At 50.1% G+C, this 20,203-nt stretch carries 15 protein-coding genes; 3 read left to right on the forward strand and 12 right to left on the reverse strand.

The window, feature by feature from the left end; genetic code table 11:
• Positions 1-79 precede the first annotated feature (79 nt).
• The 4 genes from DTHIO_RS22025 to DTHIO_RS22375 all read right to left on the reverse strand — a co-directional run bounded on the left by DTHIO_RS22025 (position 80) and on the right by DTHIO_RS22375 (position 4,387).
• Complete coding sequence (locus DTHIO_RS22025) at positions 80-1,207, reverse strand: hypothetical protein (protein ID WP_008870026.1); 1,128 nt, start codon at positions 1,205-1,207, stop codon at positions 80-82.
• A 192-nt stretch (positions 1,208-1,399) separates the two neighbouring features.
• A complete protein-coding gene (locus DTHIO_RS09160; RefSeq protein WP_008870027.1) occupies positions 1,400-2,911 on the reverse strand; it encodes a hypothetical protein in 1,512 nt (503 codons plus the stop codon).
• Positions 2,912-3,281: 370 nt separating this feature from the next.
• Positions 3,282-4,154: a hypothetical protein gene (locus DTHIO_RS09165; RefSeq protein ID WP_008870028.1), complete on the reverse strand. Its 873-nt coding sequence runs from the start codon at positions 4,152-4,154 to the stop codon at positions 3,282-3,284.
• Entirely contained in the window at positions 4,046-4,387 is a 342-nt protein-coding gene (locus DTHIO_RS22375) for a hypothetical protein (RefSeq protein ID WP_153305065.1), read from the reverse strand. The genes DTHIO_RS09165 and DTHIO_RS22375 overlap by 109 nt, the downstream gene beginning before the upstream one ends.
• Positions 4,388-4,637: 250 nt before the next feature.
• Between DTHIO_RS22375 and DTHIO_RS09175 the strand changes: the two genes are divergently transcribed.
• The 3 genes from DTHIO_RS09175 to istB are packed head-to-tail and all read left to right on the forward strand — an operon-like array spanning position 4,638 to position 7,257.
• Complete coding sequence (locus DTHIO_RS09175) at positions 4,638-5,027, forward strand: helix-turn-helix domain-containing protein (protein WP_008868686.1); 390 nt, start codon at positions 4,638-4,640, stop codon at positions 5,025-5,027.
• Entirely contained in the window at positions 5,024-6,499 is a 1,476-nt protein-coding gene (gene istA / locus DTHIO_RS09180) for an IS21 family transposase (RefSeq protein WP_008870029.1), read from the forward strand. Before DTHIO_RS09175 ends, istA begins: the two co-directional genes overlap by 4 nt.
• On the forward strand, positions 6,496-7,257 hold the full coding sequence (istB, locus tag DTHIO_RS09185) for an IS21-like element helper ATPase IstB (protein WP_008869835.1): 762 nt from the start codon (positions 6,496-6,498) through the stop codon (positions 7,255-7,257). The genes istA and istB overlap by 4 nt, the downstream gene beginning before the upstream one ends.
• A gap of 103 nt (positions 7,258-7,360) precedes the next feature.
• On the opposite strand, the gene DTHIO_RS09190 is transcribed toward istB, so the two are convergent.
• The 8 genes from DTHIO_RS09190 to DTHIO_RS09225 form a co-directional block, all read right to left on the reverse strand.
• Positions 7,361-7,810, reverse strand: a complete 450-nt coding sequence (locus DTHIO_RS09190) for a hypothetical protein (RefSeq protein WP_008870030.1) — start codon at positions 7,808-7,810, stop codon at positions 7,361-7,363.
• 337 nt (positions 7,811-8,147) lie between these two features.
• On the reverse strand, positions 8,148-10,004 hold the full coding sequence (locus DTHIO_RS09195; RefSeq protein ID WP_144311497.1) for a hypothetical protein: 1,857 nt from the start codon (positions 10,002-10,004) through the stop codon (positions 8,148-8,150).
• Positions 10,005-10,228: 224 nt separating this feature from the next.
• Positions 10,229-11,983, reverse strand: coding sequence for an AMP-binding protein (locus DTHIO_RS09200; RefSeq protein WP_008870032.1), 1,755 nt, complete (start codon positions 11,981-11,983; stop codon positions 10,229-10,231).
• A 37-nt stretch (positions 11,984-12,020) separates the two neighbouring features.
• Positions 12,021-12,566, reverse strand: coding sequence for a hypothetical protein (locus tag DTHIO_RS09205; RefSeq protein WP_008870033.1), 546 nt, complete (start codon positions 12,564-12,566; stop codon positions 12,021-12,023).
• On the reverse strand, positions 12,563-16,219 hold the full coding sequence (locus tag DTHIO_RS09210; protein ID WP_008870034.1) for a type VI secretion protein IcmF/TssM N-terminal domain-containing protein: 3,657 nt from the start codon (positions 16,217-16,219) through the stop codon (positions 12,563-12,565). Before DTHIO_RS09210 ends, DTHIO_RS09205 begins: the two co-directional genes overlap by 4 nt.
• A 121-nt stretch (positions 16,220-16,340) precedes the next feature.
• Positions 16,341-18,962 carry an ATP-dependent Clp protease ATP-binding subunit gene (locus DTHIO_RS09215; RefSeq protein ID WP_008870035.1) on the reverse strand — a complete coding sequence of 874 codons (2,622 nt, stop codon included), beginning with the start codon at positions 18,960-18,962 and terminating at the stop codon, positions 16,341-16,343.
• 43 nt (positions 18,963-19,005) lie between these two features.
• Positions 19,006-19,389, reverse strand: coding sequence for a DUF4280 domain-containing protein (locus tag DTHIO_RS22960; protein ID WP_008870036.1), 384 nt, complete (start codon positions 19,387-19,389; stop codon positions 19,006-19,008).
• A gap of 27 nt (positions 19,390-19,416) precedes the next feature.
• Positions 19,417-20,190 (reverse strand): hypothetical protein, encoded by a 774-nt coding sequence (locus tag DTHIO_RS09225; protein ID WP_008870037.1) that lies wholly within the window; start codon positions 20,188-20,190, stop codon positions 19,417-19,419.
• Positions 20,191-20,203 lie beyond the last annotated feature (13 nt).

Genomic DNA, 20,203 nt, shown 5'->3' on the forward strand with positions numbered 1-20,203 from the left:
AAACCGGCCAGGGGACAGTCCCCCAGGCCTGGTGCCAGAGACTAAAACTGAGCACCCCCTGAATGCTTACGTAAATTATTTAAAACTTTTTTGCTTTTTTAAAAGATTGATCCAGTGTTCTGTTGTTCCCTTCCTCGCACAGTGACAAAAGAGCCGCGAGTGAACCACCTGCGTTATTGTTCTGCGCTATCAGAAGTTCCTCTGAGGACAGCTCTGCAAGAATCTGCAGGCCAAGAGTCTCAACAGCGCCCCCGCGATCACTTCCAGCTTTTTTTTGGCGATGATCAAGGACATTTCGCATCATCCTGCCCAAGGCTTTAAATTTTTGCGGAAAATTATTTTCATCCCATGGGCCAGCCTTGTGATACTCTTTAAGGAGGTCATCTATTGATGCAACCTGTCCCTTACGTCTGGCGAACCTGCCTGCATAGCTGGCTTTATAAAACTCCTCACTAGTCCAGATACCAGGGCGGTCCAATGATTGCCTGGAATTATTGATAAGTCTTCTGCTTTCAATGTTCAGATCATCCAATCGATTTACCAGTTTGTCTGCCAGAGCAGATATATCATTTGGTGTATAGTACATTTTGGGCTGTTTTATATCGATATAGGCATCTGCGCAGCCCTCTAACAGACACTGGGCCACAACAGCAGCACAGTTGTACTTGGTGCTCACAAAGCTGTATCCCTTGGGTGTGTCGGAAAAATCCATCCACCACTTGACCATCCCTGGAAGATTCAAACCCCAATAGGTGTACTCGCCGTCTGCAAGGCTTGATCTTCCAGCCACGTTGTCGAAGCCGTCTATCCCAGCCCCACTTTTCCGGGTTCTGCCAACCCTGGAAAACAGCCCTGGCAGATTGAATTTCTTATTGGCTGAAGTTACAAACTCTAAAGCGGTATTAGGGTTTTGTGATACTTTCTGGAACCGTCTCGGATCTCTATTGATTTCTCCATCATTCAGCCTATTCCTGGTACTAGCACTCATTTCCAAAAACTTGTCTTTATAATACCCAGGCTGGGCTTCTGCCGGTCTATAGGAAAAGGGAGTATTTTTGCCTTCACCTCCAGCAGGCCACCAGCTTACATATGTCTGGTAAACCTCACCATCTTTGTTGGTGCGGATTTTCAGAGCGGCATGTCCAGGGCTCTTCATACCGTGATAAGGCCAGATCAAAACTTCTGCTTCACTTTCATATATACGCATGTTTCCTCCTGTTTCAGTAACTACGGATTCAGTATGTATAACCCCATTCAGGGGTTGCCGGAATCACGCCTCTGGCGCGACTGGGGACAGTCCCCAGGCCTGGTGCCAGAAAGACTGCAACTGAGTACCCCCTGAATACTTACCCAGGAACTACCTACCGAGGACATCCTGAATGACGACTTTTCCGGTACCTCATATTAGCATGTCCAGGTCAGGATCATAGCTTATATTCATCAGTGCTGCCAGGACATCGCTCTGAACCTGTTTGTCTTTTTGGTGCCACTTGTTACGGGTATTCATATAGTAGTAGTTGGCAGGTACACCATTATATACCGGACGTACAGCTACAATATCCTCCCAGTCTACCCCCCCTGCAACAGATATTTCCGCCTCGCCCGGGTACTGAACCCGCTTGAAGGTACCTTCCTGATCTATAGCCCCGGTAGCACGTACTACATATATATTTCCATTACCGCCGCCCATGTTTACGAAACTCAGCGCTACTTCAGGACTACGACTCACCGACAGGAATACGCTGATTGCATCGTAGTTATGTTGATGCAGATAGGGGTCGAAATGAGGTGTTAGATGCCCACTATATTTATCTCTTGCGCGTTGGTTCAGTTCAGAGCGATACTTTTCAAATTTTTGACGCGCATCCTCTTTGTCATAATGTCGAACTGCATTGGGATGAAGCCCACCGCTTAAGTATATTACCAGAGGTGATCGTCCGTCGCCCCGAAAACCATACTCATGAACAATTCTGGGGCGCTGGGTCTGGCCTTTCATAAATCTGTCCTGAAAAACCTGGCCAGGCTTAAGGACGTTCTGTTTTTTTAAAAAGGGTAACTTCTGGTTGTGGGTTGTCCAATGCTTCATGCTTCTTTCAATATGTTCCATATACTCCCTGGGCAGCCCCTTGTAACCTTTATCTGTGATACTAGTAATGGTGAATGGCCCTGTGGGAGTTCTTCTGGTAGTTTTGCTGTGGCTGATTTTTGTAAGCCCCGGGACCAAATCAAAGGATAAACTACGGTTTTTTGGATAAGCACTTCTATGGGAACGGATATAAGAAATAAGCTCATTCATTCCAAAGTTTTTAAAACGAAGTCCACTATAAGTCTTCTTGTAAAATCCAAGTCCATCGTAGGCAGTCTTAATGCCTTTCATGAAGAAGCCATAAGTAGTATTACTACGGCCTATAGTCAATCCTTTGAAAAAATTACTCAGACTATGATTAAGTGAAGCCTCCTCAGCTGCCTTACGGAAATGATTACGCAGTATTTCTGTAAATGCCGTAACTATATGTGTCCACTGACCCTTTATCTTTTCCTTTTCAAATTGCAGTTGAGTTACTTTGCTTATAAATTGTTCTTCAAGATCATCTTTTCCTGGCAACATAGGTTCAGATATAAGATCGTGACTTTCTGGAGCAACCTCTTTAAATTTTTTTAGCATCTCCAAGGAGGTTACCTTGTATGCCTGATTCTGATAATGACCGATATCAAGCTGCTGTTGGCTGTTATTATCGAAGAAGCCAAGGTTATATACATCGAAACTATTACGGGCATTTGGTGCTATCCATTCGTAACGTTCAACACTTTTGCCACCTTCAAGAACATCTACATAATAAAATAGTGGTACTACTGACGTTTTAGGTTCTTTGGACGTAAACTTAAGGGATGGGTATTTATAGGTAGCCATAACATTCTCCTTTGGTAACAGTTTAGCCACTTGCATGTGGCATGGAACTGGCACTTCCGATATGCCTGAGACATTGTGTAGCCATAAGCATTCAGGGGGTGCTCAGTTGTGGTTTCTGGCACCAGCCCTGGGGACTGTCCCCGCTAAATACTATCTGTGCAGTCTTAAACAACTAAGCGTTTGTCATATTCATTGTGCAGAAATTGTATCGCGGGGACTGTCCCCGGGCCGTTTGAGGCACCCCCTGAATGGTTCGTGTAACCGCTTAGTGGGGGAAGGTACCGGCCAGGGGGACAGTCCCCGGACCGGTTTCGGCAACCATCTGAATGGCTACTGATTACCTGTCCAGCCAAAGTCCCCGGTAAATTATTCAGAACTTTTTTGCTTTTTTAAAGGATTGATCCAGTGTTCTGTTGTTCCCTTCCTCGCACAGTGACAAAAGAGCCGCGAGTGAACCACCTGCGTTATTGTTCTGCGCTATCAGAAGTTCCTCTGAGGACAGCTCTGCAATAATCTGCAGGCCAAGAGTCTCAACAGCGCTCCCGCGATCACTTCCAGCTTTTTTTTGGCGATGATCAAGGACATTCTGCATCATCCTGGCCAAGGCTGTAAATTTTTGAGGAAAATTGTTTTTATCCCATGGACCAGCCTTATGATACTCTTTAAGGAGGTCATCTATTGATGCAACCTGTCCCTTACGTCTGGCGAACCTGCCTGCATAGCTGGCTTTATAAAACTCCTCACTGGTCCAGATACCAGGGCGGTCCAATGATTGCCTGGAATTATTGATAAGTCTTCTGCTTTCAATGTTCAGATCATCCAATCGATTTACCAGTTTGTCTGCCAGAGCAGATATATCATTTGGTGTATAGTACATTTTGGGCTGTTTTATATCGATATAGGCATCTGCGCAGCCCTCTAACAGACACTGGGCCACAACAGCAGCACAGTTGTACTTGGTGCTCACAAAGCTGTACCCCTTGGGTGTGTCGGAAAAATCCATCCACCACTTGACCATCCCTGGAAGATTCAAACCCCAATAGGTGTACTCGCCGTCTGCATGTGAGCGCCAACCTGAATATGTCTTAATTATGCCGGTTTGAAATTGTTTATATCTTATTCTTGTATCTTCTTCTAAAAGAGAAAAGAAAAAATATTTTTTATTTTGTCTTCTTTTCTGTCCTTCTTTTTCTTCCTCTTCTTCTGTCTTGCCGTTACTGCCTTCTTTGCCTGTCTGAGGCAAAGGAGGCTAAGTTCTTGGGCCGTAAACAAAGCCAACAAGTTGTCTGCCTGCACTGTGGCGAAGCCTTTTGTCCCGACTATCGAAACAGGGGCAAGCAAAAATACTGCTCCAAAGTGCCTTGTCGGGCAGCCAGTAAGAAAGCCAGTCAAAAGGCCTGGCTGGATAAGCCTGAAAACAGGGATTATTTCCGGGGGCCGGCCCATGTGGACAGGGTCCGGAACTGGAGAAAGCAAAATCCCGGATATGCCAGGCGCAAGACCACTGCTCCCAGGAAAACGTTACAAGATCACTGCCTCCAAAAAAGCGTTGAAAATCAACGTGTTGAGGAAACGTTACAAGATCACTGGATCACGCAACCATCTGTTATTATAGGACTAATCTCCTCCTTATGCGGGAGTGCGTTACAAGATGACATCGTCAGGGCCGCCCGGCAGATGTACACCCTGGGCTGTGACGTCATCAACAACCCCAAAGGAGGATTTCATGTACCAAAAGTATCCGATTCATCCCCAGAGACTGCGCAAGGTTCCCAGACAGTTCAGCTGGGTGGACCACAGGCTGGTTCGTGACGGTCATATTGAGAGGTTAAGCCATGCTGCAGCAGCCTTGTACCTGTTCCTGGTGACCGTGGGCGATCAGCAGGGGCTTAGCTACTACTCCGACCCCATTGTCATGCAGCGCCTGGGCATGGATGAAGTCACTTTGCAGCAGGCGCGCTTCAATCTGATCCAGGCTGACCTCATTGCCTGGAAGAAACCGCTTTATCAGGTTCTATCCATCCAGGTCCCACCCGTAAATCAGGCCAGGACAGCACAGGCCGGGCCTGTGCACTTCTCAGACGTTCTCAAAAAACTTGCCGGGGGTAACACATGATTGATTATGAGCTTTATGCCAGAATAAAGCACTACCATGAACAAAAAGGACTTACCCCGGCCCAGATAGCAAAAGAACTGCAGCTGGATCCGCGTACAGTGGGCAAATGGCTCGAAGCAAAGCAGTTTCATCAAAGAAAGTCAGTAACAAGACCAAGCAAGCTTGATCCCTTCAAGGATACCATCGTCAGGATGCTGGAGGAGCACCCCTACACAGCCGTCCAGGTTTTGCGCAGCATCAAGGAGCAGGGCTATACAGGAGGCTCCTCCATTCTCAAGGAATACATAAGCAAAGTCAGGCCCAAAAGGTCCAGGGCCTTTTTAAGTCTGGCCTTTGCCCCAGGAGAGTGCGCCCAGGTTGACTGGGGAAATCACGGCTCCATCCAGGTGGGAGACAGCAGGCGCAATCTCAGCTTCTTTGTCATGGTCCTTTGCTACAGCAGGATGATGTATCTTGAGTTCACTGTCTCCCAAAGCATGGAGCACTTCCTGGCCTGTCATCAAAACGCCTTTGACGCATTCGGGGCGGTCCCCAGAAAAATCATGGTGGACAACCTGAAATGTGCAGTGCTCAAGCACCCCTATGGCCAAAAACCGGTTCTAAATCCCAAATATCTTGACTTTGCAAAGCACTGGGGTTTTGAGATCAGTGCCTGCGGAGTCAGAAAGCCCCATGAAAAAGGCCGGGTGGAGAATGCCATAGGTTATGTCAAAAAGAACTTGCTGGCCGGCCTTGAACTGCCGGATTACCGGGCCATCAACCATTACGCCCGCCACTGGTGCAGGGCAACAGCCAATGTGCGTATCCATGCCCAGACCGGCAAGAAGCCGGTGGACATGCTTGAAGAAGAAAGAGAGCACCTTTTGCCCCTGCCTGTTAACACCTATGATATCGGAGTCTTAACCCAGGTCCGGGCCTCGTCGCAGTTCCGGATCACCCTGGAGTCCAACCGCTATTCCGTGCCAGCCAGGTACGCAGGCAAACGCCTGACCTTGAAGACTTATCCTGATCGCTTATGCATCTATGACGGCAACAATCTTGTGGCCAGGCATGTCCGCAGCTTTGATAAAAAAAGGGACATTGAAGACCCCGATCATGTCCAGGAGCTTATTGCCCAGCGCCGGGCAGCCAGGGATCAGCAATTGTTTTCCCGGTTCCTGGCTTTGTCCCCAAGAGCAAAGGATTACTTTTTTGAGTTGGAGAAAAAGCACTTGAACATCAAACACCATGTCCAGAAGATTGTAGCCTTAAGCGAAATCTATGGCTCTGAAGCCGTGTCCAGGGCCATGGACGACGCATTCACCTACAGTGCCTTCTCCTGTGAGTATGTAGCCAACATCCTGGAGCAAAGAGCCAGGACCATGCCCGCACCAGGAGCCCTGCATCTGACCAGGCGAGAGGATCTGCTGGATATTGAAGTCAAAGACCCTGATCTAAGCATTTACGACAAACCCAAGGAGAAAAACCCATGACCAACAAACACCAAAGTGAGGTGCACAGGCTGGAAGAAAATCTCCAGCTGCTCAAGCTAACCTGTATAAAAGAGCAGTACAGGCCGGCGGCTGACAAGGCTGCCAGGCAGAACTGGGATCATCTGGGCTATCTGGCCAGGCTGGTCCAGGCAGAAGCAGATGCCAGGCATGATCGCTCCATCCAACGCCGTATCAGGATGGCCCGTTTCCCAGGCATAAAAACCATGGAGAACTTCGACTGGACATGGCCGACCAAGATCAACCGCCCGGCCATCCAAAACCTCTTTCGCCTTGGATTTATGAAGGACAAGGCCAACATAATAATCCTCGGAGGAGTAGGCCTGGGCAAATCACACATAGCCACAGCCCTGGGTTACAGTGCATGCCTGGAAAAGCATTCTGTGCTGTTTGCCACCACCATAGATGTCATAAACACCCTCTCGGCCGCACAGGCTGCACACAAGCTCAAAACAGAGCTCAAGAAATATGTAAGTCCTGAACTGCTCATTCTGGATGAGCTTGGCTACCTGCCCATAGACAAGCAAGGTGCAGACCTGCTCTTCCAGGTCATAAGCCAGCGCTACGAACAAAAATCAACCATCCTGACCACCAACAGAGCCTTCAAGAAATGGCCCGAGGTGTTCAACAACGACAGCACCCTGACCTCAGCCATGTTGGACAGACTTCTGCACCATGCCGAAACTATCCTCATTGAAGGCAAAAGCTATCGGATGAAAGACCAGGTTCAGGAACAATAGCTCCGCATAGGCAACCGCCGGCATCAACCTTTATGTCTGGAGCTGGCGGTTGCTCCAAAACAACATTTTTAAACCGGCGTTTTATGGCATCTTCAAGCCGGCGCTAACAGTCTGCAAGGCTTGATCTTCCAGCCACGTTGTCGAAGCCGTCTATCCCAGCCCCACTTTTCCGGGTTCTGCCAACCCTGGAAAACAGCCCTGGCAGATTGAATTTCTTATTGGCTGAAGTTACAAACTCTAAAGCGGTATTAGGGTTTTGTGATACTTTCTGGAACCGTCTCGGATCTCTATTGATTTCTCCATCATTCAGCCTATTCCTGGTACTAGCACTCATTTCCAAAAACTTGTCTTTATAATACCCAGGCTGGGCTTCTGCCGGTCTATAGGAAAAGGGAGTATTTTTGCCTTCACCTCCAGCAGGCCACCAGCTTACATATGCCTGGTAAACCTCACCATCTTTGTTGGTGCGGATTTTCAGAGCGGCATGTCCAGGGCTCTTCATACCGTGATAAGGCCAGATCAAAACTTCTGCTTCACTTTCATATATACGCATGTTTCCTCCTGTTTCAGTAACTACGGATTCAGCATATGCAATAATTCATTGATTTCTGGGAACATTCAGCGAACCACATTCAGGGGGATGCCGAAACCGGTCTGAGGACAGCCCCCTGGCCTTATGCCATTAGTCATCGCCGCCATCCCCTGAATAGTTACGCTGACATTATAGTGGTAAGTCAAGAACCAGGCTGGAATTGCAGCAAATCCCGTTCAAGCGGTATTGATGTCAATCCGTGCCCATCGATAGCTCGTAAGTAACCTTTCAGGAAGATGCCGGAACCGGTCTGGGGACAGTGAGCACTTATTTTTTCTGATGAAAAATTTACATGTAATCAATTCAAAATAGACCGTATAAATTCAACATCTTTAACAACCACCCATAAAAGACATTTAACAGCTACTTCTCTGTCACCACCATGAGCAAGATAATAGTTGCATGCAGATACTACATTAAATGCCTTTTGGACTGTCTGACGTAAGTGTAATGATTTCTCTTTAGAACTTACACTGTCCATATATTCAAATGAATTGCGATAAACATTTAATGCTTCGTCTACATGTATTATACGTTTTCGCTTTGCAAAAAAACCAGATCTGGAAAACTTTACCCATTCATCCTGGCTGATTATCTTTGAATCCTTTGTGTATTTTTCAGGCAATAATGTTTCTGTATTCGAACTATTTCCTTGGATAAACATCTTTATAGTGTTCAAGTTTTTTAGCGATACATATGTTCCTGTGCCACCGACGCGTTTAACCCAATGCTGACCATTTTTTATATTTACACCATAACTTTTGACACTCTGAGTATCTGAGGCTTGATTTACCAGACCCATGCTTTGAGGATGTGCTTGTGGTGGGATGTCAAAATATTTTTTAACATATTTATCACTCCATCCCGGCATTTTTTCTTTTAAAATAACATAACTAGAATTTTTAACATCAATATCAAAATCATTTTGAGACCTGCATGACTTATATCTACCAAATTTCTTTAAAATATCATAACAGTAATGCTCATGATCATTTAAAAAGAGATCTGGCATGCTTGTATGTAAAATTCGATTCATCTTTCTCACTTTTCTTTCCTGGTAACCACCTCCGACTATTTTACCACCATAAAAGCTTGATGCACTACGTTCACGAATTAACTCTTTGGAGGAATTGATAATTTTATAGTAATGCAGGATATCTTCAACATTTTGAATAGGATCATCCATATAGCTTTGACTAAAAACTGTTCCATGATAAGATAAAAAATTTTTTGATATATGGCGTACCATATCAGACACTGCAAGCGAGCCTGGATCGACTTCACTCAATTTTTTAAAAGCTCCAACTACTGTAGAATGATTGCCCGGGAAAGGAAGAAAATGTATTGAAGGTGGTAGTGGGGGATTAGATGGCGGGTTATGGATTTTATGTTTGTCTTCTCCGCCTCGATACTTTTTTAAGTTAATTACAGCGCCTGGCTCCGGACAGATTATTTCTGTTCTGTCAATGGGTTGAAAGTTTTTACGGTCATCGTCCAAGGCAATGATGGCAAGATAATACTGCACATTGGGAGGAATCATCTTCATATCGTATGTAACTTCTGTTGTTCCCCCAGGTACAGGATCAACCGCCAGAATATTGATTTTGACCTGATACTTAAGGTCATCAAAAATCCGGTTGGCTATACGAAGACAGGTGACAGCGCCCCTGCTCCATCCTACAAGGTTTACAATTTCTGGAGGACGCCTTTCTAAGGTAAGCTGCAAAATTATATTCATTACCTTAGTCACGTTGTCATCCCAGCCTATTCCCCAAACACGGCCAGCAAACCCATCTGTCCGGTATGTATCTCCTTTGGCTTCTTCTGCAAACGATCTATGTCCAGTAGCACTGGAGCGCGGAGATCGTCCCAAGACAGAAAAAAGATTAGGTCGTGATGGATCTCGCTCTGTTTTTTTTTCTCCGGTCAATGGGTTCAGAAAACCTGGCGTGCTATATTGATAACCCCTGCTTGTTTTTTCAAGATTTTCTGATCCAGGCCCCATATTGATCATGTATGTGACCTCCTGAGCATTTTCAATCTTATACTCTCCGTCACTGTCCATGGTCATTCTGGCTTCCTGCCCTTTGGGCATGAGATTATGCAAAAAAGTCACTGACATGATAATTTTTATCAGGGTGATAGTCTGTTCCATGGTTGAATACTGTAAAGACAAATGGCTTATGCATTGGTCGTGCCTCCTTGGGTGAAAATGCATTCAATCAATACGATAAAGTCAAACACTTGTAGCCATTCAGAGTAATGCATGATACCGGCTTGGGTAGCCATGCAGAAGAATTTGGATACTGGTCTTCGGAGAGTCCCCTGGACTTTTGCCATTACCCACCATTGAGAACCCTTTTGATGGCTACGATCACTTCACCCCACCACAGCCTGAAACCTGCCAATCTGACGGAACAGTTGATTTTTGGCCTTTTTGTGCAGTTTGCCACTCAGGTACTGATCCCTGGACCATTCCTGATCCATCTCCCCTGCCTGGATCATCCGGGGAAAGAGCGGCAGAAATTCTATTTTGTGTGGCAGGTAGTATGCTCCAAGCTCCCTGGAAATTGTCCGGCGCAGGTGGTCCCGGATCTGGGCCTGGCCGGGATTCATAGTGCCGTCATTTCTGATGCAGGCTGCGGTAAAGACCACCAGTACCCGGCGGGAATCATCCCTGGCGGCATAACCCGGCAGGGTAATGAGCAGGCAAAGCACTCCCCGGGGCAGAGCACTGGCTGCTACTTCCTGGACCATGTTTTCCGGAAAATGCAGTCCATCCTGGTCCACATGAGGAGGTCGAATATAGTTCCACACCTGCCCCTGAGGGGCTATAACTGCTGGTGCAGGCAACGTGGTTTCGAGTTGTGTCTCATCATGACCAGCTAGATTGCGGGCAATACTTTGAACCAGGACCCCCCAGTCGCCCATGGACGGGGTGGATGGGTCTGTAATGTCCCTTAGGTGCCAGAGGCTGCCAGGGGCCGGCAGGACATGGTTGTGCGCAATACCCATTCGTCTGGGCGAAATCAGGCAGCACCCTCCCAGAACCGGGGTCCAGGCCAGGTTGGATGCATAGCTTTTTTTGAGATCCATGGCCTCTATCCAGTCCATCCAGGGTGTGATATCCACAGTCTCCCCGGGATGGCGGAACCAGTGCTCACAGCTCTTGCGCAGACTCAAGGGCTCCTTCAGCAGGATATCTCTAAGCCCGCGGCTTATTCCCAGGACCTTGCAGGGCACAGATAATATCCGCCGGGGATCTTCGCGAATCTGCTCCAGGGTCATGTGCACAATAGTTCCGGCGTTCAGCAGGCTTGCCAGCAGCATGGAAGGCCAGGTTGTCAGGGGATTAAATCCAGGAGCAGCAAAAAACTCCCCCGGACGAAGCCCCAGGGCTATCAGACCGTCACGCATGGCCCCGAGATACAGGGTATCCGAGCTGACAGCCCGGGGCATATCCGGCTCCATGGAGCTAGGGTCAAAGAGAAGTGCGGCAGTGCTTCCAGAGGGATAGACGCTGGATATGGTTTCCGGGTAGTTATCTGATGAGGAGGACGAGACAGTCCAGGGCAGTACCCTGGAGGCATAAGCGCGCAACTGGGCGGCGTGCAGGCTGTCCATAACCAGGTGATCCGGATCTAAGGCCTTTAGACGCCTCTGCACCAGCCAGCGTCCCTGCGGAGGCACAAAGGAAAACACCAGGCCCAGTTTTAAAGCAGCCAGCAGTGCAGCAGCCAGTTCAGGACCGGGATGAAGCACTAAGGCCACCAGCTGACCGTTCTTTGCCCCGGCACCAGCCCAGGCCCGGCTTAGAAGGGCAGCCTGACGACCCAGTTCCGCATAAGAAAGGGACTGGGCCCGGCCCTTGCTATCCAGCACCTGCATGGCCTGAAGCGGTCTGTCTTTGAACCGGCCTGCCAGATCATAAAAAAAGTCATAATGCCTGAACAGCTCGCTTTTGACCCGGCCCGGCACCTGGCGCTGGTGGGCCTGCACAAGTCCGTGCCAGAAAGAACCAGGATTTTCCCAGGAGGATTCCAGCCAGGCGATGTTGTCCGGCCCCTGTATCCCGGGGCAGCACAGGCTGTTCTCTATAGCCGCAAGGTCCAGGGGATTTTGGTCTTCAAGCATGGTCTACCCTTTTATGTCCTGAGCAGGACCGGATAAATCAGTAACGTTGAAATCTGCGGAATATGCTCCTGCGGCCTTCGATGACGACTGATTGATCCTGGATGCTTATTCTATAGGTGTCGTCCAGGGGCTGGGGCATGAGGTGACGCCAGTCATCCGATTGTTCTGAAAACAGAAAGTAAAAGGCCACCGGGTTCTGACGGGGCTGGACCACATCAATCTTTTCATCCCTGCCGGGAAGAATGGGGAAAACACCCAGGATGTCCGGATCCGCCGGATCACCGAACACTTTGGACGCCACGTGGGAATATGTATGTTCAAGGTACTGCTTTTCGTCCGTGGAGCGCACCATCAGGTAGAAAATCCGCCCGCTGTTGGCGCTTGCATCCGGCTCTATCCTGAGAGTCATCTCCGCAGGCGGAGGGTCCCCTCTCCTTAATCCGCACCCTGTCAGCCCGGCACCCACTATGCTCAGGCACAGAAACACCGCCAGCATGGATACAGACTGCCGCGAAAATGTTCGCGCCCCCGGTTTTACAGCACCAGACAGATATATGCTCAGGGATATGATCAAGTCTTTCATGGCCTGTCCTCCAGGATAGTTCCGGTATCTATACCTACAGACAAAACAGAGCGCTCATCTGCTGCTTCCGGGGTCACCGGGGTAAAATCCCGCGGCCTGCGTTCCTGTAGACTGACTGCTTCCCAGGGATCGGCTTCAAAGGTGAACTCTACGGTAATGCTTCCTCCCCATGGGCTTTCCAGGGACCAGGCAAAGGTGTCCTCATGCAGCGGGCGGGCCTTTTTCAGCAGGCTGAAAAGACCCCAGTGCTGTTCGTCCAGGCGCAACTCACGATGCACCCGCCTGTTGGTTGACGGGGACTGAAAACCCATACCCGCCACAGCTGCATCGCTTTTCCACCATTTTACCCGGACCTCCTGCCAGTCGGGCTGCTGATTGAATGCAAAGACAGATGATTCTCCAGAGCGCAGATAGGCCACCACCGGGACATTGGCCCGGTCTCTGGCAGCCGGCAGCCTTGTGGGCAGTACATTGAACACCAGGGGCCTGGGCTCTCCCTCCCGGTCCCACAGATTGCCTGCAATACGGTGCAGCTCGTTGACTGTAGTCAGCATTCCCCGGGGCAGATTGATCCTGTCCCTGGAAGCGTCCCGCTGCACCCAGCCATCGCGGCTTTCACGAAAAAACGGCCCCAGAAATTCTTCAAAGTCTTCCCAGAAATCACCGTCCTCAGGATGGATAACGTCTTCCAGAGCAGCCGGATCAATCCTGGCTTCAGCTGTCGGGTCCAGAGGAAACCGGCGCTGCAGATGACTTATATGTTCTCCCCTGATATCCTGCCAGACCTTGGCCATAGTATTTTCAATATCGCTTCGGCCCAGGTTGAAGGCCAGCAGAAAAGGCTCCAGGAAGGGTCCCCGCCACTCAGGATCTACACCTAGGCCGGAAAGCCATTTGCGCACCAGATTCACATAGGCATCGGGATCATCCTGCAGTGCGGTGAAACTTATCCGCCCCAGGGGGCTTAAGCGCTCTTTAAATGTTTCTGCACCATCATCCTGAGACATCCAGGGTGCTCTTCCATCGAGTTCTTCACGCATCTGGTTTATAAAAGCCGTATAGTTCCGCCATTCAGGAATAACCCCGTCTTCTTCATGCATCAGGTTGCGCACAAATCCAAACTTCTCCAGTTGGTTGGCAAATGAACGGAACAAAGGACTGCCACTGGTGTCCAGACTGGTGTTTTCATGAAGTGTCAGCAGAAAACGCAGAAACGGGGAATGACGGGTGGGAATCTCATTGAGGACAAAACGCAGGGTGCCCTCGGAGTGAGCCCGGATGTGAAACTGGTGATAATAATTCACATAACTTTCCACGTATCTTTCAGCATAACTCTCCAGCTGCCTTTCCACAAATTCGGCAAACCTGTCCTGTTCCTCCTGTGAGACACCAGTTTCTTCCAGCTTTTCATCCAGAGAAATAACCCCCGGTCGGACTCTTTTTTCAAAGGCCTTTGCACTGAACAGGCCGTCAACCCTGGCCCGTCCTGCAAAAAACAGGGTTCCTTCGCCGGCAGGGTTCAAATGGATATGGGGAAAATCGTCGGTTTCTTCAAAAAATATCAACCCCCTGCTTTGCTGCCTCTCCTGGGCAAACTGACGCATCATAAGGGTCTTTTTGCTGCGCATCTCCAGATCCACCCATTCCTGCATTGAAATCCTGAAGTTCCTGCGATCCATAAATATATTCAATACAGGCCTCTCATCGGGCGCACGCTCGGATAAGGAGTCCATGAGATCAAATAACGAATGCAGCGAACGGTCCTGGACATCAGGGGTTTCTAAGGATGACCGGGAAACCAGTTTCAAAAGTTCCAGAAGCTCTTTCTGCCTGATGTTGCGATCTCTGCGCTGCACCCACTGGATTTCGGGACCCACTCCGGCCACCTGCTGCAGGTGCTCCACAACTTCATAAAGCATGGGATAGGAGTACACTTCCTGCATCAAATCCAGCAGAGGTTCTGCAAGGTCCTGCACCTCCTCAAGCATCTTTGGACTCATGTATGGGGCCTGCAGAAGTTTTTCCACTCGACGCAGGAAAAAAGTCCAGTTAGTGGCATCTTCAGAGGGGTCCAGGGTTTGTGGACGAATATGAGAAATGATATCCACTTCGGCAATCACATCCGGCAGGTACTGGTTGCTTGAAGCGTAATCCTCCACCAGCTGCCGGGGCAGGTCCAGATTTTCGGCCCAGGTGTGCGATCTGGTTAAAATCATGGGCCCCAGTGGATTGTTCGGGGATGCATAGATCAGGCCAAGCAGATAGACTAAGGGCTGGGCGTTATCCACCTGGGTACGCAGGCTGTAAAGTTCCGGGTAGAGGTAATGTTTCCGGATTATGTCGGTAAGGCGCTTTACTATAACCTCTTCGGACTCAGGAAAAAACCTGGGCAGCACCCGGTGATAAATCCCCTGATACTGGGCCAGTGGAAAAAGTGAATGCAGTTCAGCATAGTCTGCAGGAGGCCTTCTTTCTGCTGCCTCCACATAGTAATCCAGTCTGGTCAGGTCCCGGTACTCCATACCGAAAGCACTGACCAGGCCCAGGGAGGCCGCCAGAAAAATACCGGCAGCAGCCACCTGGTGTTTGCGGTTTGCAGGCCAGGCCTGCCTGTAAACCATGGCCTCCTTGCCGGTCTCAAAAGGGTTGCCCGTAGCGTTTTCCTGTCCTGAACCATGCATGGTCAGTCCAGCAATCTGAGGAGCCTTGCTGAAAGGATCAGGCGCAAGCAGAACATCAGCAAACTCCTGCAATATCTGCATGCGTTGCCGGAAATCTTTGAGAAACCCCACCATGGCCAGATAATCCCTGCTGGACATGGAAGTAAGTGCCCGGGGCAAAAGCCTTTCATAGCCGTCCTGAACCCTGGCCAGGTCCGGTGAATATATCTTTTCATCCCAGGAAACCTGGGGGGAGAGTCTGTGTTTTTGAAGAAAATCCATCCACTGCACAAATCCATGCACCTGGTCCATGTGGGTCAGGGCCAGCCTGACCTGAACCGGCCTTTTTCCGATTTCCATAAGGCTTATTTTGCCGCGCATGTACCTGGCCAGTTTCTTGAGATTTTCAGGATCCTCATCTTCCAGGGAGGCTCCGTTCAAGGTAATAACAACCTGGAACTCTTTTTTACAGGGCATTTGCTTCAGGAGGTTTTTCAAGGCCCTGTGAGCACCGGAACTGACATCCGTCAGAATAATAGAAGGCATCTCCAGTACCACAGCCCTTGCCCCCATATAACACTGCATCAAAGGTGAATCCACGTGGCTTGGCTGAAACTGCAGGGCCTTGCCCTCCCAGTCGGTGCAGGCCGAGATAAGACTGCTCTTGCCGCTGCCGGCTTCTCCCATGACAAAAAAGGGCTGAAAATCACCCAGGTAGCGGCGGATATCCCAGGGCATGCGGCGCACAAAGGCCTTCCAGATCCGGACCAGGCTTTTTCTCGGAATGGGAGGGGGTTGGGCTGGTCCGGACTTTTTGGCCTTGCCGCCTTTTTTGCGGCGGTTGACAATGTACATGACCAGCCCGATTATCAGGGCCGCTATCAGGGCCAGCACCAGTGTTGATACCCAGGGGGGGCCAGGGATAAACTCCCGAAAACTCCTTAAGATCCTGGTAAATACCTGGGTTATGATGCCAATGAAGTTTATATCCATAAATTACCTTAAGGCAGGCTGTGCCTGCATCCCAGTTATCTGTTATTTGTTAATTGTTATCAGGGTAAAGCAGTGAATTAAGTCTTTTGTTCTTCAACCATTAACAATTAACCGATAACTTTCAACTCTCAAGCTCTGCACTGTCAGGTTCTTCATGCTGACTCTCTTCTTTGCGAATTGTAAGTCGACCGTCTTCAACGTCTACATTTATACTTCCACCTTCATCCATGCCCTCTTTAATCAGCATTTCAGCCAGGGGGTCCTGCAGGCTGGTCTGAATGGCCCGCTTGAGCGGCCTGGCTCCGTATAGAGGGTTGAAACCATCCTGAGCCAGAAGGTGCTTGGCCTCGTCACTTATATCCATCTCTATGCCCCTGTCAGCAAGTAACTTATTGAGTCTTTTGAGCTGAATATCAACAATGGGAGGCATGACCTCAGGAGTCAGGGGGTTGCAGATCAGGATATCATCTAAGCGGTTCAAAAATTCCGGCCTGAAAAACCCCCGGACCACATCCATGAGGGTGCTGCGCATCTTTTGTACTTCTTCTTCTGTCTCTGCAGGCTCAATGGTCTCTGCCCCAAGGTTGGAAGTCATAAGAATGACAGTGTTGTAGAAGTGGGTGGTTCTGCCCTGGCCATCGGTAAGACGACCGTCATCCAGGACCTGCAGAAAAAGGTTGAAGGCATCGGGATGAGCCTTTTCCACTTCGTCGAAAAGCACCACGCTGTAAGGTCTGCGCCGGATCTTGTTGGTCAGCACCCCGCCTTCTTCGTATCCCACATAGCCTGGAGGAGCCCCAGTAAGACGGGCCACTGAATGTTTTTCCATGAATTCACTCATGTCTATGCGCACCAGAGAACGTTCGTCATCAAACAGAAACTCCGCCAGGGCCTTGGCCATCTCTGTTTTTCCCACACCAGTTGGACCAAGCATAAGAAAAGACCCCAGTGGACGATTGGGATCCTGAACTCCTGCCCTGGAACGGCGCACCGCCTTGGAGATGGTCTCCAGGACCTGATCCTGGCCCACAACCCTTTTGCGCAGGTAGTCCTCAAGCTGCAGCCAACGCTCCTTTTCCTCCTCCATGAGCTTGGAGACCGGGATACCCGTCCAGCGGGAAACGCAGGCCGCGATATCCTGAGGCAACAGCGCCCTGGGACTGCCGTTTTCAGGCTCCTGGTCAGCATCAAAGTTTTCATATTCGGCCAGCACCTGTTCAGCCTCGGGGATTATCTTGTACTGCAGTTCGGCCACCCTGGAAAAGTCTTCCTGGCGTACTTTCTGTTCCAGCTCTTTTTTGGCGTCGTCCAGAGTCTTGCGGGCCTTTGCCAGAGTCTCGGCAGCCTCCTTCTGCTGCTCCCAGGCTTCTGTCATGGTCCGGCTCTGTTCTTTAAGATCAGCCAGGGTGTTCTGGACAACCTCCAGGCGCTGCATGCTCAGCCTGTCGGTTTCGCCCTGCAGAGCGCCGGCCTCGATCTCCAGTTCCACTATCTGCTGATCTATTTTGTCAATGTCTTCCGGCTTGGAGGCCAGGGAGATACGCAGGGCCGCTCCGGCCTGGTCCATGAGATCAATGGCCTTGTCCGGGAGGAAACGATCGCTTATATAGCGCTGGGAAAGTTTTGCCGAGGCACCCAGTGAGCTGTCGGAAATATGTATCCCGTGATGGGTCTCATATTTTCCCTTGATCCCGCGCAGGATAGCCAGAGTTTTATCATGGTCCGGCTCCTCCACGGTCACGGTCTGAAACCGGCGCATCAAAGCAGAGTCTTTTTCTATGTGCTTGCGGTATTCCTCTGAAGTGGTGGCACCGACGCAGCGTATATCACCCCGGGATAGGGCCGGCTTGATGAGATTGGCCGCATCCATGGTCCCCTCGGAGCCTCCGGCCCCAACCAGCATATGAATCTCGTCAATAAAGGTAATGATATTTCCTGCATCGGTGATCTCCTGCAAGACCCTCTTGAAGCGCTCTTCAAACTCTCCGCGATACTTGGCCCCGGCAATAAGCTGGCCCAGATCCAGGGCCAGAATGGAAACATCCTGCAGGCTTTCAGGAACATCTCCATTGACAATACGCTGGGCCAGGCCCTCCACTACAGCGGTTTTGCCCACTCCGGGCTCGCCGATGATAATGGGGTTGTTTTTCAGTCTACGGCTAAGAATCTGGCTGGCCATACGAATCTCCTCTTCCCTGCCGATGACTGGATCCAGCTCGCCTTGACGGGCCGATTCAGTCAGATCCTTGGTATACTGAGCCAAGTATTCAAAATCATCTCCCGGAGCCTTGCCCTGACCCGGCCCGTCAACGCTTCGTACCTGTTGCAGAGCCAGAGTAAGCTTTTCTCTGTCTGCGCCGGCCTCTTCCAGGGCCCCGGCCAGCTCCTGTATCTCCAGGGCAGCCAGAAGAATATGGTTGATTCCGATATACTTTTCCTCTGCCTTCTCGGCGATTTCCTGGGCATTGATGAAAAGTCTTTCCAGATCACGGCTTATGGGGGTCTGCTGGGCACTGGCCAGGGCCTTGGGCTGGGCGAGCAGGCTGGTTGATACTCTACCTCCGAGTTTATCCAGATCAGCCCCGGATTCCTGCAGGGCTGTCAGGGTTGGATTCTTGCCGATGTTCAGCAGACTGGACATCAGGTGCCATGGAGTAACATGCTGATGTTCTTTTTTTACCGCCAGACGGCTGGAACTTTCTATCAGTTCCTGGGATTTGAGATTGAACTTGTCAATAAGCATAGGGTCACCTCTGGGATGAAGGTTGTGTAACTCAGATGCATTTTTATAGTTGCACCTTGACCTGTCCTGCATACTTGATTGAAATCACCCCGCCCCAGGAACAAATCAAAGTGCTGGAGTCCGTCAGGGCGGGCATTGAGCCTATAAGCACCGTTGGTTTGCCGGTGATCCAGGGAGCAACAGTCACCGGGATGCACGGCATGGGGGTCAAAACCCCCAGGGCTGCAGCCGTAGCCGATGCCACAGCTGGATTAGAAGGCGTCGTACATAGTCCAAAGGGGGGTATGTTTATAAATGGCACGTAATCCATAATAGTTGCCGCGGGCATTGAGGCAAAAACCCTGTTTACTGGAAGTACCAGCATAGACGATGGAATGGTGCCGAAAGTACAAAGCATTAATGCACCGCTTGTCACCAGAAAAGCCATGATTACCTCAAGTGTACCGCATCCGGGTTAGTATTTCTCCCCGCGCAAATGTAACATCAACCTGTGATGGCGACTGCGGGCTATTTCTACCGCCAGGGCAGGATCTGTTGCCAGGCATGCACTGCAGATGGCAAACCCCTGTTCCATCTGCAGCCTGTTGCTGTAGACCTCCCGCCCGCAGGACTCACATGAATTGCTGCCGGACTTGGCCTCATGATCTGAATACGCCTCTGCGCTGGTGCTGGCAGGGGAGACATCGCCTAAAGACTGCTCTGCTTCACTGCTTTCGAGGCTGACAAAACAGTCGGGGCAAAACAGACGCCCGCCTGCATCCTTGGCTCCTCTCAGGGGGATATGTCTTCCACAGCCTGCGCAGGGGATGCTTTGAAGCATCTGCTGATGCAAAAGTGCTTCTTCGTCCTCTTCCCGGTCCTCCTGCTCAGATCCATCCTGCTCCTGACCAGGCTGGTCCGGTACCTGCAAGTTGCCCAAGGCAGGCGAAGCCACCAGGTCCTGCATACAGTCCCGGCAGAAGTTCCAGATGCCTACACTGAAAGTATCACCTTGCAGAGCGATACCGCAGATTTCACAGTTTTGCGCCTGGTTCCCGGCTTCAGTTGAGGCATCAGAAACTTCAGCAGGCTCTCCTTCATGCCGCGGGGATGTTTTAGACGTATCGGTCTTTTCTGATTTCTGCATCAGCTTTGCAAAACACTCGGGGCAAAAAGGCCACTGGGCCACCATGGTCATTTCTTCATGGGGTTCTGGTTTGCGGCCGCACCCTTTACACTCTCTGTCCATTTCATCCTCCGGT

The organism is Desulfonatronospira thiodismutans ASO3-1, assembly GCF_000174435.1.
Lineage (GTDB): Bacteria > Desulfobacterota > Desulfovibrionia > Desulfovibrionales > Desulfonatronovibrionaceae > Desulfonatronospira > Desulfonatronospira thiodismutans.

Excerpts from the sequence above, each read along its gene's own strand:
- DTHIO_RS22960 (WP_008870036.1), bottom strand. The coding sequence starts at position 19,389 with ATGGCTTTTCTGGTGACAAGCGGTGCATTAATGCTTTGTACTTTCGGC.
- istB (WP_008869835.1), top strand. The coding sequence starts at position 6,496 with ATGACCAACAAACACCAAAGTGAGGTGCACAGGCTGGAAGAAAATCTC.
- DTHIO_RS09190 (WP_008870030.1), bottom strand. The coding sequence starts at position 7,810 with ATGCGTATATATGAAAGTGAAGCAGAAGTTTTGATCTGGCCTTATCAC.
- DTHIO_RS09225 (WP_008870037.1), bottom strand. The coding sequence starts at position 20,190 with ATGGACAGAGAGTGTAAAGGGTGCGGCCGCAAACCAGAACCCCATGAA.
- DTHIO_RS09215 (WP_008870035.1), bottom strand. The coding sequence starts at position 18,962 with ATGCTTATTGACAAGTTCAATCTCAAATCCCAGGAACTGATAGAAAGT.
- istA (WP_008870029.1), top strand. The coding sequence starts at position 5,024 with ATGATTGATTATGAGCTTTATGCCAGAATAAAGCACTACCATGAACAA.
- DTHIO_RS09175 (WP_008868686.1), top strand. The coding sequence starts at position 4,638 with ATGTACCAAAAGTATCCGATTCATCCCCAGAGACTGCGCAAGGTTCCC.
- DTHIO_RS09205 (WP_008870033.1), bottom strand. The coding sequence starts at position 12,566 with ATGAAAGACTTGATCATATCCCTGAGCATATATCTGTCTGGTGCTGTA.
- DTHIO_RS09200 (WP_008870032.1), bottom strand. The coding sequence starts at position 11,983 with ATGCTTGAAGACCAAAATCCCCTGGACCTTGCGGCTATAGAGAACAGC.
- DTHIO_RS09210 (WP_008870034.1), bottom strand. The coding sequence starts at position 16,219 with ATGGATATAAACTTCATTGGCATCATAACCCAGGTATTTACCAGGATC.
- DTHIO_RS09195 (WP_144311497.1), bottom strand. The coding sequence starts at position 10,004 with ATGGAACAGACTATCACCCTGATAAAAATTATCATGTCAGTGACTTTT.
- DTHIO_RS09160 (WP_008870027.1), bottom strand. The coding sequence starts at position 2,911 with ATGGCTACCTATAAATACCCATCCCTTAAGTTTACGTCCAAAGAACCT.
- DTHIO_RS22025 (WP_008870026.1), bottom strand. The coding sequence starts at position 1,207 with ATGCGTATATATGAAAGTGAAGCAGAAGTTTTGATCTGGCCTTATCAC.